Here is a 14,013-nt window from a genome sequence, read left to right as displayed (position 1 = left end):
ACAGGGGCAGCCACGGCTGCCCCACCGGTAGATGACCACCGTGGATGGTCACGCTGAAATGAAGAAGCCCCGGCGCGAGCCGGGGCTTTTTTGTGTGCTGCCGGCCAGCGACGGCCACTGCATCGGCAGCAGGAAAAGGACCGGCTCCCGTGAGCGCGGCGATTACGTCACCGCATCGTCTGCGCGGGGACGCCATGGACACTGGAATCCGAGCACCGTTTCGCACATTGAAACGGTCGCCTCGCACAGAACCGTCGATTGACGGCGCAGCGCCGCGGCACGTCGTCCAGCGTCGGCTATCGTGCCCTGCGCGCGCTCATCCCCGTCCAGACCGGACGTTCATCCAGGACCGTCATGAAAACACTGATTACGCCCCTCCTGCTTGCCCTCGCCGTGAGTGCCACGGTCGCCACGAGCACGCCGGCGCAGGCCACCCCGTCACCGTAGGCGGAACAACCGTCCTACCTCTGCTGGTGGGCGGCGCCGAACACCCAGCACTACGTGTGGGCTACCTCGCTGCAGCACGCGCGGGCCGTGTATGCCGATCTCACCGGTCGCCCCCTCTACAACGTGCTGTGCCGCCTGGAAGCAGCGCCGTAACCCGCCGCGCCGGCGCAGGAATGAACGCGTCGGCGTCGGCGTCGGCGTCGGCCCGGGCACTGCAGTGACCTCGGGCCGGATCGTACAGCGGCGCCCTGGTGGCGCCGCTGTCGCGTTGATCAGCGCAGACCGGTCTCGTTGCGCGCGATCACCAGCCGCTGGATTTCCGAGGTGCCCTCGTAGATCTCGGTGATCTTGGCATCACGGAAGTAACGTTCCAGCGGCATTTCCTTGGAATACCCCATGCCACCGTGGATCTGAACGGCTTGGTGGGTGATCCACATCGCTGCTTCAGAAGCGGTCAGCTTGGCGATCGCCGCTTCATTGCTGAAGCGCTTGCCCTGGCCTTTCACCCATGCTGCGCGCAGCGTCAGCAGCAGGGCGGCGTCCAGCTTGCACTTCATGTCGGCGATCTTGGCCTGGGTCATCTGGAAGGTGCCGATCGCCGCGCCAAAGGCCTTGCGGTCCTTCACGTATTCGATCGTCGCTTCATACGCGGCACGCGCGATGCCGATCGCCTGCGAGGCGATGCCGATCCGGCCCGCGTCGAGCACGCCCATGGCGATCTTGAAGCCCTCGCCTTCCTTGCCGACCACATCGTCGGCGGCCGCCGCGTAATCCTGGAACTCGATTTCGCAGGTCGCCGAGGCGCGGATGCCCAGCTTCGGCTCGGTCTTGCCGCGGTGGAAGCCGGCCTTGTCGGTGTCGATCATGAACGCGGTGATGCCACGCGCGCCCTGTTCCGGATCGGTCATCGCAAACAGCACGATGTACTTGGCGACCGGGCCGGAGGTGATCCAGCTCTTCTTGCCGTTGATGACGTAGGTGCCGTCGGCCTGCTTGACCGCGCGGCACCGCATGGCTGTCGCATCCGACCCGGACTGCGGCTCGGTCAGCGCGAACGCACCGATGGCCTCGCCCTCGGCGATGGCGCGCACGTACTTCTGCTTCTGCGCTTCACTGCCATGGGTCAGGATCCCGTTGCAGAACAGCGAGTTGTTGACCGACATGATCGTCGAATGCGCGGCGTCTCCGGCGGCGACCTCCACCATCGCCAGGACGTAGGCGATCGGGTCCATGCCCGCACCGCCGTATGCTTCGGGCACTTCGATGCCCATCAGACCGTTCTCGCCCAGCAGGCGGATGTTGTCCAGCGGGAATTCGCCGGTACGATCATGGTGCTCGGCGCTGGGCGCGATTTTTTCCTGCGCGATGCGGCGCGCAACGTCCTGCAGCATCAACTGCTCTTCGGTAAAGCTGAAATCCACAACACCCTCCCGGGGACATAGTGATATGGCCGCGCAGTGCGCGGCCAGGTCGGGCGATTGTACCGGGGGGCGGGGAAGGACGCCTGACTTGACCGCGCCGCCGCCAAAGGACGAAAATATCTCTATATCGCGATAGGTAGATATTTATGGATCTCGAGGACTGGTCCGTCCGGCTGAAAGTGTTCGCCGACGCCACCCGGGTGCGCCTGCTGGCGCTGCTGGAACAGGAAGAACTCACCGTGGCCGAGCTGTCGGCCATCACTACGCTGGCCCAGCCGCGGGTGTCCACGCATCTGGCCCGGCTCAAGGAAGCCGGCCTGGTCCGTGACCGCCGCTCCGGCGTCTCGGCGTATTACCGCTTCGATGACGCTGCGCTGGACCCGGCGCAGCGTGCATTGTGGCATGCCCTGAGCACCGGCAGCGATGACCCGCTGCTGCGCCAGGATGCTGAACGCGTGGCCGCGGTGATGGCCAGCCGCGCCGCCGATCAGAACTGGGCCGACAGCGTCGCCGGCGACATGGAACGCCATTACTCGCCGGGCCGCACCTGGGAGGCGCTGGCGCGCACGGCCCTGCCGCTGCTGGAAACCGGTGACGTGCTCGATATCGCCTCCGGTGACGGCGTATTGGCCGAGCTGGTCGCCCCGCATGCCAAGCGCTATGTCTGCATCGATACCAGCGCGCGCGTGGTCGCCGCCGCCAGCGAGCGCCTGCGCCGGCTGGCCAACGTGGAAGTGCGCGAAGGCGATATGCACGCCCTGCCCTTCCCCGACCAGAGCTTCGACCTGGTGGTGCTGATGCACGCGCTGACCTACGCCGCCAAGCCCGCCCAGGCCGTCGCCGAAGGCGCGCGCGTGCTGCGTCCCGGTGGGCGCCTGCTGCTGTGCAGCCTGGCCCGTCACGAGCACCGCGCGGCGGTGGATGCCTATGGCCACGTCAACCTCGGCTTCAGCGACAAGGAGCTGCGCAGGTTCGTGGAGAAGGCCGGCCTGGTCGTCTCCAGCCTGGAAACGGTGACCCGCGAGAAGCGCCCGCCGCATTTCGAAGTCATTTCGCTGATTGCCAGCAAGCCCTGAGGTCTGTCCATGCCATCCCTGCCCTGGCTCCACCCCGACCGCGTGCATGCGCTGGAAACGGCGCTGGCCCAGCGCATCCTGATCATCGATGGGGCCATGGGCACGATGATCCAGCGGCATGGGCTGGAGGAGGACGATTACCGGGGCGAGCGCTTTGCCGGCGGCTACGACCACCAGCACGGGCCCGGCTGCGACCATGCCGCGCCCGCCGACGTGCCACAGGGGCATGACCTCAAGGGCAACAACGACCTGCTGCTGTTGACCCGCCCGGAGGTGATCGGCGGCATCCACACCGCGTACCTGGAGGCGGGTGCCGATCTGGTCGAGACCAACACCTTCAACGCGACCTCGGTCAGCCAGGCCGACTATCACCTTGAACACCTGGTCTACGAGCTCAACAAGGCCGGCGCCGCAGTGGCGCGCGCCTGCTGCGATGCGGTCGCGGCAACCACACCGGGCAAGCCTCGCTTCGTGATCGGCGTGCTCGGCCCCACCAGCCGTACCGCCTCGATCAGCCCGGATGTCAACGATCCCGGCTTCCGCAACACCAGCTTCGATGCACTGCGCGAGACCTATCGCGAGGCCATCGATGGCCTGATCGACGGCGGCGCCGACACCTTGATGGTGGAAACCATCTTCGACACGCTCAACGCCAAAGCCGCGCTGTTCGCCATCGAAGAAGTGTTCGATGCCCGCGGCGGGCGGTTGCCGGTGATGATCTCCGGCACCATCACCGATGCCTCCGGTCGCACCTTGTCCGGGCAGACGGCCGAGGCGTTCTACGCCTCGGTCGCGCACGGACGGCCATTGTCGATCGGGCTGAACTGCGCGCTCGGTGCCAGCGACATGCGGCCCCACGTGGAAACCCTGTCCACGGTGGCCGAGTGCCTGGTCAGTGCGCATCCCAATGCCGGCCTGCCCAATGCGTTCGGCGAGTACGACGAAACCCCGGAAGAAATGGCCACCACGCTGCGCGAGTTCGCCAGCGCCGGCCTGCTCAATCTGGTCGGCGGCTGCTGCGGCACCACCCCGGCGCACATCCGCGCGATTGCCGAGGCCGTGGCCGATCTGCCCCCACGCCGCCTGCCGGCGCCACCGCTGGAAGACGCGGCATGACCGCTTCCGTCCCACGTTCCCGTTGTCGTTGACCCTCCTCCGCCAGCCCGTGCCCGCCTGCCCATGACGTCTTCCCGCCACACCCGCCTGTCCGGTCTCGAGCCGCTGGTCATCACCCCGGACCTGCTGTTCGTCAACATCGGAGAGCGCACCAACGTCACCGGCAGCGCGCAGTTCCGCAAGCTGGTGAAGGAAGAGCGCTACGAGGAGGCGGTGGAAGTGGCGCGCCAGCAGGTCGCCAACGGCGCGCAGATCCTCGACGTGAACATGGACGAGGGCCTGATCGATTCCGAAAAGGCGATGACGCGCTATCTGAATCTGATCATGTCCGAGCCGGACATCGCGCGCATTCCGGTGATGGTCGATTCCTCCAAGTGGAGCGTGATCGAGGCCGGGCTGAAGTGCCTGCAGGGCAAGAGCGTGGTCAACTCGATCTCGCTCAAGGAAGGCGAAGCGGCGTTCATCGAGCAGGCGCGCAAAGTGCTGCGCTACGGCGCGGCGGCGGTGGTGATGGCCTTCGACGAAGACGGCCAGGCCGATACCTGCGCGCGCAAGGTCGAGATCTGTACCCGCGCCTACCGGATCCTGACCGAACAGGTCGGCTTCCCGCCGCAGGACATCATCTTCGACCCGAACATCTTCGCTGTCGCCACCGGCATCGAAGAGCACGACAACTACGCGGTCGACTTCATCGAAGCCACCCGCATCATCAAGCGCACCCTGCCGCATTGCCATGTATCCGGCGGTGTCTCCAACGTGTCGTTCTCCTTCCGCGGCAATGAAACCGTACGCCAGGCGATCCACTCCGTGTTCCTGTTCCACGCCATCGGCGCCGGCATGGACATGGGCATCGTCAACGCCGGCGCCATGCCGATCTATGACGATCTGGACCCGGAACTGCGCGAGCGCGTGGAGGATGTGATCCTCAACCGGCGCAGCGACGGCACCGAGCGCCTGCTGGACATCGCCGAGCGCTACAAGGGCAAGAAAGGCGACGTCCGCGGCGAAGACCTTGCCTGGCGCGAGAAACCGGTCAACGACCGCCTTGCGCATGCGCTGGTGCACGGCATGGACGCCTGGGTCGAGCAGGACACCGAGGAAGCGCGTGCGCGCTCGACCCGCCCGCTGGATGTGATCGAAGGGCCGCTGATGGACGGCATGAACATCGTCGGCGACCTGTTCGGGGCCGGCAAGATGTTCCTGCCGCAGGTGGTCAAGTCCGCGCGCGTGATGAAGAAGGCGGTGGCCTACCTGCTGCCCTACATCGAGGCGGAGAAGGCACGCAGCGGCGACACCGCCAAGAGCAACGGCAAGATCATCATGGCCACGGTCAAGGGCGACGTGCACGACATCGGCAAGAACATCGTCGGCGTGGTCCTGGCCTGCAACAACTTCGACGTGGTCGATCTGGGTGTGATGGTGCCGGCGCAGAAGATCCTAGATGCCGCACGCGCCGAGAATGCCGACATCATCGGCCTGTCCGGCCTGATCACGCCCTCGCTGGAAGAAATGAGCCACGTCGCCCGCGAGATGGAGCGGCAGGGCTTCACGATGCCGCTGATGATCGGCGGTGCCACCACCTCGCGCGCGCATACCGCGCTGAAGATCGACCCCCATTACAAGGCGCCCACCGTGTGGGTGAAGGATGCCTCGCGCGCGGTCGGCGTGGCGCAGTCGCTGATCTCGCGCGAGCTGCGCGATGCGTTCGTGGCCGCCAACGAAGCCGACTACGCCGACATCCGTCAGCGCCACCGCAACCGTGGCGACGCCAAGCGCCTGGTGCCCCTGGCCAAGGCCCGCGCCCAGCGCTTCGTGGGTGACTGGGCCAACTACACCCCGCCGGCACCGCGCAGGCCGGGCCTGCATGTGCTCGACGATTACCCGCTCGCCGACCTGGTCGAGGTGATCGACTGGACGCCGTTCTTCCAGGCCTGGGAACTGGCCGGCAAGTTCCCGGCGATCCTGATCGATGAGATCGTCGGGCCGCAGGCGACCGACCTGTACAAGGACGCCCGCGCGATGCTCACCCGCATCGTCGAGGAAAAGTGGCTGACCGCCAAGGCCGTGTTCGGCCTGTGGCCGGCCAACAGCGTCGGCGATGACGTGCACCTGCGCACCGACGATGGTCCGGCCGTGCTGCACTTCCTGCGTCAGCAGGTGGACAAGCCGGTCGAACGCCCGGATTTCTGCCTGGCCGATTTCATCGCCCCGGCCGACACGGGCAAGCAGGACTGGATCGGGGCGTTCGCAGTGACCGCCGGCATCGGCATCGACCCGCATGTGGCCCGCTTCGAGGCCGACCACGACGACTACAACGCGATCCTGCTCAAGGCCCTGGCCGACCGTCTGGCTGAAGCCCTGGCCGAGCGCCTGCACCAGCACGTGCGCATGGATTACTGGGGCTACCAGCCCGATGAGCAGCTGGACAACGAAGCGCTGATCGCCGAGAAGTACGCCGGCATCCGTCCCGCGCCGGGCTACCCAGCCTGCCCGGAGCACAGCGAGAAGGCCACGCTGTTCAAGCTGCTCGATGCCGAGCGCAATGCGGACATGCAGCTGACCGAGAGTTTCGCGATGCTGCCCACCGCGGCGGTATCCGGCTATTACTTCAGCCATCCGCAGAGCCAGTATTTCGTGGTCGGCCGGGTTACCCGCGAGCAGGTCGTCGACTATGCCAAGCGCAAGGGCGTTGACCGCGTACAGGCCGAACGCTGGCTGGCTTCGAACCTGGATTACGATCCGGAATAACGGCGTCACCCGACCGACGGTCGGGTGCTACCGGCATAATGTCGCGGTTGGTACCCACCGTTGATGGGTGCGCGCGCACCGAGACCCCGCATGACCGCCCTCCCCCGTGACGCCGTTCCGGCCGTCCGCCTGTCCTCGTTCTACCTGTTCTACTACGCCGCCCTCGGTGCGTTCACGCCCTACTGGTCGTTGTTCCTGACCTCGCGTGGCATGAGTGTCACCGCGATCAGCGTGATGATGGGCCTGTGGTACGCCACCCGCATCATCGCGCCGACGACGTGGACGTCCATCGCCGCCGCCTCGCCGCGCCCGATCTTCTGGCTGCGGCTGGGCTGTGTGCTCACGCTGCTCACCTTCTGCGCGTTCCTGCTGCCGTTGCCGCAGCCGTGGCTGTACCCGGCGATGATCGCGTTCTGCTTCTTCTACAACGCGGTGATGCCGCAGTTCGAATCGATCACGCTGACCCACCTGGGCAGCGACAGCCACCGCTACGGCCTGATCCGGGTCTGGGGCTCGCTGGGCTTCATCGCCGTGGTGATGCTGTTCGGCTGGATCATCGAAGGCGATGGCGGTGCCGGCAACGCCCACCTGCTGCCGTGGCTGATGCTGCCGCTGTTCGGCCTGCTCACCGCCTCGGGCTTTGCCAACCGCTACGCGCGCAACCTGCAGCGCCGCGATGGCGATGCCAGCGGCTTCTGGCAGATCGTGCGCAAGCCGCAGGTGCTGGCGTTCTTCCTGGCCGCGTTCATGGAGCAGCTGTCGTTCGGCCCCTACTACACCTTCTTCTCGGTCTACATGGATCACCACGGCTATGCGACCTCGACGCTGGGCGTGTTGTGGACGGTGGGCGTGGTGTTCGAAGTGGGCGTATTCTTCACCATCGGGCGCTTCTTCCGCCGCTATGACGCCAGCTGGATGCTGCTGATCGCCCTGCTCAGCTCCACCGTGCGCTGGGCGATCACCGCGCTGTACCCGGAAAACCTGCCGGTGATGCTGATCGCCCAGACCGCGCACGCGCTTGGCTTTGCCGCGTTCTTCGCCGCTGCGATGCAGATGCTGGCCACTTACTTCCCCGGACGCCTCAATGGGCACGGCCAGGGCCTGCTGTACGGCTTCTCATCCGGCGTGGGCGGCGTGCTCGGCGCGCTGATCGCAGGCCAGCTGTGGCCGATCGACCAAGGCCGGACCGCCTTCCTGGCGGCCAGCGGTTTCGCGCTGGCCGGCGCCCTGCTGTGCTTCTTCGCGATCAGCCTGCCGCTGCTGCGTGCCGGCCGCCGGAAGCCCGGGGTCCTGTAGCGCCACGCCTCGCGTGGCCCTGCCGTCACGTTGGTGCCGGTACGCTCGGGACTCCCCACCACCGGAGTCCCCATGCGACGTTCCCTGCGCCTGCCGACCCTGTTCACCGCCTTCGTGGCGGCCTGCACCACCGCGAATGCGGCTACCCCGATCATTCTGGACAACGCCCGCGTGTTCGACGGCGAACGCGATCTCGGCGTCACCACGCTCACCCTGCGCGATGACCGCATCGCCCACATCGGCCCTCCGCCAGCCGCACTCGCCACGTCTGCCAAACGCATCGACTACCAGGGCAAGGTGATCCTGCCCGGGCTGGTCAGCAACCACATCCACGTCGGCAACACCGACGGCCTGGAGCATGGCGACCGCTTCTACACCCGCGATCATGTGGTCCGCGATCTGCAGCAGTTCCAGCGCTACGGCATCACCACGGTGACCGCGCTGGGCATGAACGGGGCTGCGTTCACCACGATCCGCGCCGAGGTCCGTGACCAACCCACGCTCGGTGCACAGCTGTATGGTGCCGGTGGCGGCATCGGTGCGGCCGCGGGCGCACCGCCGGCCAGAACGATGGGGCTCGAGCACGATCCCGTCGCCCGCCCGACCACACCCGAACAGGCCCGCGCCGCGGTCCGCGCGCAGCAACAGGCCGGGGTGGACGTGATCAAGCTGTGGGTGGACGACCTCGGCGGCCGCTTCCCGATGATGGCCCCGCCGATTTACCGCGCCGCGATCGACGAAGCGCACCAGCACCAGCTCAAAGTCGCCGCACACATCCATGACCAGGCCCCGGCGGCGGACCTGGTCGCGGCCGGCGTGGACATCATCGCGCACGGCATCCGCGATACGCCGGTCGCCCCGGCACTGGTCAGCGCGATGCGCGACAAGGGCGTCTGGTACATCCCGACGGTCAACATCGACGAGGCGAACTATCTGTACGCCGAGAATCCGCAATGGCTGCAGCAACCGTTCCTGGCCAACGCGCTGCCGCCGGCCGTGCGTGAGCGCTGGCAGCAACCGCAGTGGCAGCAGGCGCAGCTGGCGGGCGATGGGATCCCCAAGGCGCGCGCGTCGGTGGCCATGAACCTGCGCAATCTGAAGACGCTGCACGAGGCCGGCGTGAACATCGGCTTCGGTACCGATGCCGGCGCGATGCCGCAGCGGGTGATCGGCTTCGCCGAACACCGTGAGCTGGAGTTGATGACCCAAGCGGGCTTCACGCCGGCGCAGGCGCTCCAGGTGGCCACCGCCGATGCGGCGCGCGTGCTCGGCCTGGAGGATCGCGGCCGCATTGCAGTGGGGCGCCGCGCGGACCTGCTGGTGCTGGGGGCCAATCCGCTCGAGGACATCCGCAACAGCCGCCGCATCGATGCGGTGTGGCAGGCGGGCCAGCAGGTCGCCGGCCCGATCCAGGCCGCAGCAGACACCGCCACACGGGATTGATCGCAGCCGGTCAGTTCAGGGGGCGGCGCCCGGCGCCGTCCCCTCCACCCGCTGCAACTGTGCCTGGAAGTCAGGCAGCAGCAGGCGATTGCCGTAGCCGCTGAGGTGGTCACCATCGAAGTACAACGGCCTGCCCTCGCGGGTCGGCAGGCATTGCTCGCCGGGGCACAGCACCGGCATCGGATCCCAGATCGATGCGCCGGGCAGCCCGGCCGCCATCTGCTGCAGGCCGGCCAGCACCGGCGCACGCAGCTGGTCGATCTCGCGGCGCGGCACGGTCATGCCGTTGGCGCAGATCGGGTTGTGCCGGTTGAACAGATCCGAGCAGCGGTAGGGCGGTGCCGGCAGCACCGGCTTGGGGGCTTCCAGGACGATGTGCACGCCACGATCGGCCAGGGGCCTGAGCTGCTCGATCCAGTGTGCGATCTCGGCCCTGCGACCGGCATCGGCCGCCTCGCTCAGATGTTCGGCACGCACCTGCGCGACGTCGAACAAGGTGTACTGTTCGGACAGGCGTGGCAGCCGCAGCCCGGCCAGCAGGACCACATCGCCTGGCTGCGCGCGCGCCTGGATGTCCTCCAGCACGTTGCGCGCATACGCCGCGCAGGCCGGATTGGGACCCTGCCAGGCGCGCAGCCCGACCAACGCGCAACCGCCACTGCCGTACAGCCGGATCGGCACGCCATCGAGCACGGCCAGGCGCTGCAGCATCTCGTGGTAGGCCAGCGCGTGCGAGTCACCGGCCACGAACAGCTGGTGGGTGGACGTGGCCCGGCCCGGGCAGTCGCCACGCTGGTACAGGCGGGCCTGTCCTCCCACCACCGGCACGTTGCCCACCCGCAGCCGGCAGTCCGGGATTTCCTTCTTCAGCCCCTTGGCATAGGGGTACCAGTCCAGCGGCGTACGGCTGACCACGCTGAGCGAGGTGTACTGCTGGGTCTTGACCAAGGCCGACTGCAGCCCGGCCCCGAGCACCAGCGCTCCCAGCCCGAGCCCGACCCAGCGCGCGTTGCTGATGCGCCAGCGCGCGCCATGCCGCAGCGGTTGCTCCACCCAGCGCCATGAAAGCCACGACAGCAGCAGCGTGCACAGCACGGCTGCGCCTCCGGTGGCAACGGTCTCCAGGCCCACCGTCCAGCGGAACAGCACGAACACCGGCCAGTGCCACAGGTACAGCGAGTAGGACACCCGACCGACACTGACCATCAGGGTGGACGCCAGCGCGCGGCCCACCCAGCCACCCGCCGAGCGCTGCAGCAGGCCGAGCAGGCCCAGCGTGCCCACCACCGGCCACAGTCCGTCCACCCACGGCGAATGCCCCGGGCGCGCGGACCAGAGCCCATAGCCGAGTGCTCCCAGACTCAGCAGCAACAACGGTGAGCGCCAGCTCATGCCACGTGGCGACGCCAGTGGTGGGGTGAATCGACCGCTCAGCGACAACAGCTGGAACAGCAGCACGCCCGCACCCAGCTGCCAGAACCGCGTGGTGGTCAGGTAGAAGGCGTCGATCTCATGGCCGCCCTGGCGCGCGCGGAATACCGCATAGGCCAGCGACGCCACGGTCGCCACGCCGAACAGACCCAGCGACAGCCAGCGCCCGCGCGGGCCTTTGGTCCAGGCCAGGAACAGCAGGGGGAACAGCAGGTAGAACTGCTCCTCCACACCCAGCGACCAGGTGTGCGTGTACGGGTTGAAGTCCGTGCGCGGTGAGAAGTAATCGTTGCCGGTTCTGGCCAGCACCCAGTTGCTCAGCCCGACGAAGGCCATGCGACCGGTCCTGTCGCTGGTCTCGCTGAGCCATGATTCCGGAATCAGCAACGCGCTGAGCATCGCCGTGACCAACAGGCACACCACCAGCGCCGGCGCGATGCGACGCATGCGACGCGCATAGAAGCGGGCCAGCCCGGCCCAGCCGCCGACCGCCGGCAGGCGATCCACCGATGCACTGACCACGAAGCCGGAGATGACGAAGAACACGTCCACGCCGGTGAAACCACCGGGCAGCCAGCTGGCCTTGAGGTGATAGAGGATGACCGCCAGCACCGCGATCGCGCGCAGGCCGTCGATATGCGGGACGTACCCGGGACTACGTTGCTGCATGACCCTGCTCCGGACATGCAACGGGCGCCTGACGGCGCCCAGTGCATTCAACAATGATGGCGTCGGCTTACCAGACCAGGTCGTCGGGCACCTGGTACTGCGGATCGGCATACGGATCGTCGCCAGCCGGCGCATCCGGGTCGACCTTCAACGCCACCGACGGTGCGAACACTGCTTCGGCTTCGGCCAGCACCGCTGCAGTCACCAGCACGTAGCGCCCGTTCTGCTGCAGCACGCCGAGCTCGCCGGCATTGAGTGCCTTGAGCTGGTCGGCCGTCACGTAGATGCGCTTGATCTTGCCGCCATACGGGAAGTGGCGCGCGATGTCGGCCGCTTCGGCGTTGAGGGACTTGCCTTCCAGCAGCACCTCCAGCTTGGCCTTGGCTTCGCGACGCAGGCGTGCTTCTTCCTGCTTCAGGCGCTCGGCCTCGATGCGATCGTCTTTTTCCTTCTGCGCACGGATCGCGTAGGCCTTGGCGAGGTCGATGTCCTCGCGCGAGCGCGGCTTGCCGGGCGCGCCCTGTGGCGGGCGGGCGCCGGCGGGACGGCCCTTGCCCGGCGGGCGTCGGTCGCCGTCACGCGCGGGGCGTTGGCCTTCGCCGGGCTTGCCGGGCGGGCGCGCGCCCTGCGGCTTGCCGGCCGGGCGGCCATCGCGGCGCGCATCGGGTCGACGATCCGGCTTGCGCTCGTTGGTTCGTTCGGGTTTGGGCGCGGCTTTGAAGCCAAGGCCCAGCAGCTGGTCGCGGAGAGTATCGCTCATGACGTCAGATCAGTAATGCGGAGGCGGCGGCTCTTCGGCCGAGTCGGAGTACAGCGCGGTGCGGACCTTGCCAAGGTCTTCAAGCAGGATGCGGGTCAGGTCGGCATTGCGGTTGCCTTCCATGCGTGCATCGGCCAGGGCCTCGCTCAGTTCGGCCAGCGCCTGTTCCTGGAAGGACACGCGCATTTCCAGCTCGATCAGGCGTGCTTCCAATGCCTGTTCGCGCTCGGAGGGTGTGGACTCATGCATTCAACGAACGTCCTCGGCCAATGCCGTAGTAAGCCAGGCCCGCGGCTTCGATATCCTGCGGGTCGTACAGATTGCGGCCGTCAAACACGACCGCATCGTTGAGCATCTCGCGCAGGCGGAGCAGATCCGGGCTGCGGAACTGCTTCCATTCGGTCACCACGACCAGCGCGTCGGCGCCCTCGAGGGCATCGTAGGCGTTGTCGCAGAACACCAGGTCAGCGCGCTCGCCAAAGATCCGGCGCGCTTCTTCGGTGGCTTCCGGATCGTAGGCACGCACCTGCGCACCTGCTTCCCACAGCTGCGCCAGCAGGCGGCGACTGGAAGCCTCGCGCATGTCATCGGTATTCGGCTTGAACGCCAGGCCCCACACCGCGAACGTCTTGCCGCGCACGCCTTCGTCCTCGCCACGGTCGTAGTGGCGCTGGATCAGGGCGTACAGATGGCCCTTCTGATGCTCGTTGACGGCTTCCACCGCATTCAACAGCTTGGGCTCATGGCCATGCTGCTGCGCGGTGCGGGCCAGGGCCTGCACATCCTTGGGGAAGCACGAGCCGCCGTAGCCGGCACCGGGATAGATGAAGTGCCAGCCGATGCGCGGATCCGAGCCGATGCCCTGACGGACCTGCTCGATGTCGGCACCGACCTTTTCGGCGATGTTGGCGATTTCATTCATGAACGAAATCTTGGTCGCCAGCATCGCATTGGCCGCGTACTTGGTCAGCTCCGCCGAGCGCACGTCCATCTCCACCACGCGGTCGTGGTTGCGGTTGAACGGCGCATACAGGCGACGCATCAGCGCGATCGATTCAGCGTTGGACGCGCCCACCACGATGCGGTCCGGCCGCATGCAGTCGGCGACCGCGTCACCTTCCTTGAGGAATTCAGGGTTGGAGACCACGTCGAACGCGATCTCCACGCCGCGCTCGGCCAGCGCCTGGGCGATGGCCTCGCGGACTTTGTCGGCCGTGCCTACCGGCACGGTCGATTTGTTCACCACCACCACCGGCGCGGTGATGTGCCGGCCGATGGTGCGGGCCACGGCCAGCACGTACTGCAGGTCGGCACTGCCGTCCTCGTCCGGTGGCGTGCCCACGGCGATGAAGATCACCTGGCCATGCGCGATGGCAGCGGCGGCGTCGGAGGTGAAGGTCAACCGCGACGCAGCGTGGTTGGCCTTGACCATCGGTTCCAGGCCGGGCTCGAAGATCGGGATGATCCCGCCGTTGAGGCCGTCGACCTTGGCCTGGTCGATATCGACACAGATCACCTGGTGGCCAACCTCGGCCAGGCAGGTACCCGTGACAAGACCGACGTAGCCGGTACCGAAAATCGCAACGCGCATGGGCGGTGGGGCTCC

10 protein-coding genes and 1 pseudogene are annotated in these 14,013 nt (G+C 67.3%); 6 read left to right on the top strand and 5 right to left on the bottom strand.

The features are described 5' to 3' along the window. Positions 1 to 31 precede the first annotated feature (31 nt). Positions 32 to 262, top strand: a complete 231-nt coding sequence (locus tag AC07WC_RS13655) for a hypothetical protein (protein WP_495210469.1) — start codon at positions 32 to 34, stop codon at positions 260 to 262. Between the two features lie 457 nt (positions 263 to 719). Here the strand turns inward: AC07WC_RS13655 and AC07WC_RS13650 are convergent, their stop codons facing one another. Further along, the gene (locus AC07WC_RS13650; protein ID WP_495210468.1) at positions 720 to 1,868 is read right to left on the bottom strand and encodes an acyl-CoA dehydrogenase family protein; all 1,149 of its coding nucleotides are present in this window, start codon (positions 1,866 to 1,868) and stop codon (positions 720 to 722) included. A gap of 146 nt (positions 1,869 to 2,014) precedes the next feature. Here AC07WC_RS13650 and AC07WC_RS13645 point away from each other — a divergent pair, with 146 nt between their 5' ends. The 5 genes and pseudogenes from AC07WC_RS13645 (at position 2,015) to AC07WC_RS13625 (ending at position 9,547) form a co-directional block, all read left to right on the top strand. Next, positions 2,015 to 2,944, top strand: a complete 930-nt coding sequence (locus AC07WC_RS13645; protein WP_481485244.1) for an ArsR/SmtB family transcription factor — start codon at positions 2,015 to 2,017, stop codon at positions 2,942 to 2,944. A 9-nt stretch (positions 2,945 to 2,953) separates the two neighbouring features. Next, complete coding sequence (locus AC07WC_RS13640) at positions 2,954 to 4,060, top strand: homocysteine S-methyltransferase family protein (RefSeq protein ID WP_495210467.1); 1,107 nt, start codon at positions 2,954 to 2,956, stop codon at positions 4,058 to 4,060. 24 nt (positions 4,061 to 4,084) lie between these two features. After that, positions 4,085 to 6,808: pseudogene (gene metH, locus AC07WC_RS13635) on the top strand (methionine synthase); the annotation flags it as partial. Positions 6,809 to 6,898: 90 nt separating this feature from the next. Then, a complete protein-coding gene (locus AC07WC_RS13630) occupies positions 6,899 to 8,104 on the top strand; it encodes an MFS transporter (protein ID WP_495210466.1) in 1,206 nt (401 codons plus the stop codon). Positions 8,105 to 8,176: 72 nt separating this feature from the next. Further along, a complete protein-coding gene (locus AC07WC_RS13625; protein ID WP_495210465.1) occupies positions 8,177 to 9,547 on the top strand; it encodes an amidohydrolase family protein in 1,371 nt (456 codons plus the stop codon). 15 nt (positions 9,548 to 9,562) lie between these two features. Here AC07WC_RS13625 and AC07WC_RS13620 read toward each other — a convergent pair whose 3' ends face one another. The 4 genes from AC07WC_RS13620 to AC07WC_RS13605 form a co-directional block, all read right to left on the bottom strand. Beyond that, positions 9,563 to 11,647, bottom strand: a complete 2,085-nt coding sequence (locus tag AC07WC_RS13620; protein WP_495210464.1) for an acyltransferase family protein — start codon at positions 11,645 to 11,647, stop codon at positions 9,563 to 9,565. Positions 11,648 to 11,714: 67 nt separating this feature from the next. Continuing rightward, positions 11,715 to 12,407: a DUF2058 domain-containing protein gene (locus tag AC07WC_RS13615; protein ID WP_495210463.1), complete on the bottom strand. Its 693-nt coding sequence runs from the start codon at positions 12,405 to 12,407 to the stop codon at positions 11,715 to 11,717. A 9-nt stretch (positions 12,408 to 12,416) separates the two neighbouring features. Beyond that, positions 12,417 to 12,656 (bottom strand): SlyX family protein, encoded by a 240-nt coding sequence (locus tag AC07WC_RS13610; protein WP_019185948.1) that lies wholly within the window; start codon positions 12,654 to 12,656, stop codon positions 12,417 to 12,419. Further along, entirely contained in the window at positions 12,649 to 13,998 is a 1,350-nt protein-coding gene (locus AC07WC_RS13605) for a UDP-glucose dehydrogenase family protein (protein ID WP_495210462.1), read from the bottom strand. The genes AC07WC_RS13610 and AC07WC_RS13605 overlap by 8 nt, the downstream gene beginning before the upstream one ends. Positions 13,999 to 14,013: the final 15 nt, after the last annotated feature.

This window comes from Stenotrophomonas sp. GW821-FHT01H02A, assembly GCF_059422145.1.
Note: the sequence above shows the minus strand (reverse complement) of the source record. Positions and strands in the feature narration are given on the sequence as shown.

Bases quoted from the DNA above. Each gene is read 5' to 3' on its own strand.
- AC07WC_RS13655 (WP_495210469.1), top strand. From the start codon at position 32: ATGACCACCGTGGATGGTCACGCTGAAATGAAGAAGCCCCGGCGCGAG.
- AC07WC_RS13645 (WP_481485244.1), top strand. From the start codon at position 2,015: ATGGATCTCGAGGACTGGTCCGTCCGGCTGAAAGTGTTCGCCGACGCC.
- AC07WC_RS13640 (WP_495210467.1), top strand. From the start codon at position 2,954: ATGCCATCCCTGCCCTGGCTCCACCCCGACCGCGTGCATGCGCTGGAA.
- AC07WC_RS13630 (WP_495210466.1), top strand. From the start codon at position 6,899: ATGACCGCCCTCCCCCGTGACGCCGTTCCGGCCGTCCGCCTGTCCTCG.
- AC07WC_RS13625 (WP_495210465.1), top strand. From the start codon at position 8,177: ATGCGACGTTCCCTGCGCCTGCCGACCCTGTTCACCGCCTTCGTGGCG.
- AC07WC_RS13620 (WP_495210464.1), bottom strand. From the start codon at position 11,647: ATGCAGCAACGTAGTCCCGGGTACGTCCCGCATATCGACGGCCTGCGC.
- AC07WC_RS13615 (WP_495210463.1), bottom strand. From the start codon at position 12,407: ATGAGCGATACTCTCCGCGACCAGCTGCTGGGCCTTGGCTTCAAAGCC.
- AC07WC_RS13610 (WP_019185948.1), bottom strand. From the start codon at position 12,656: ATGCATGAGTCCACACCCTCCGAGCGCGAACAGGCATTGGAAGCACGC.
- AC07WC_RS13605 (WP_495210462.1), bottom strand. From the start codon at position 13,998: ATGCGCGTTGCGATTTTCGGTACCGGCTACGTCGGTCTTGTCACGGGT.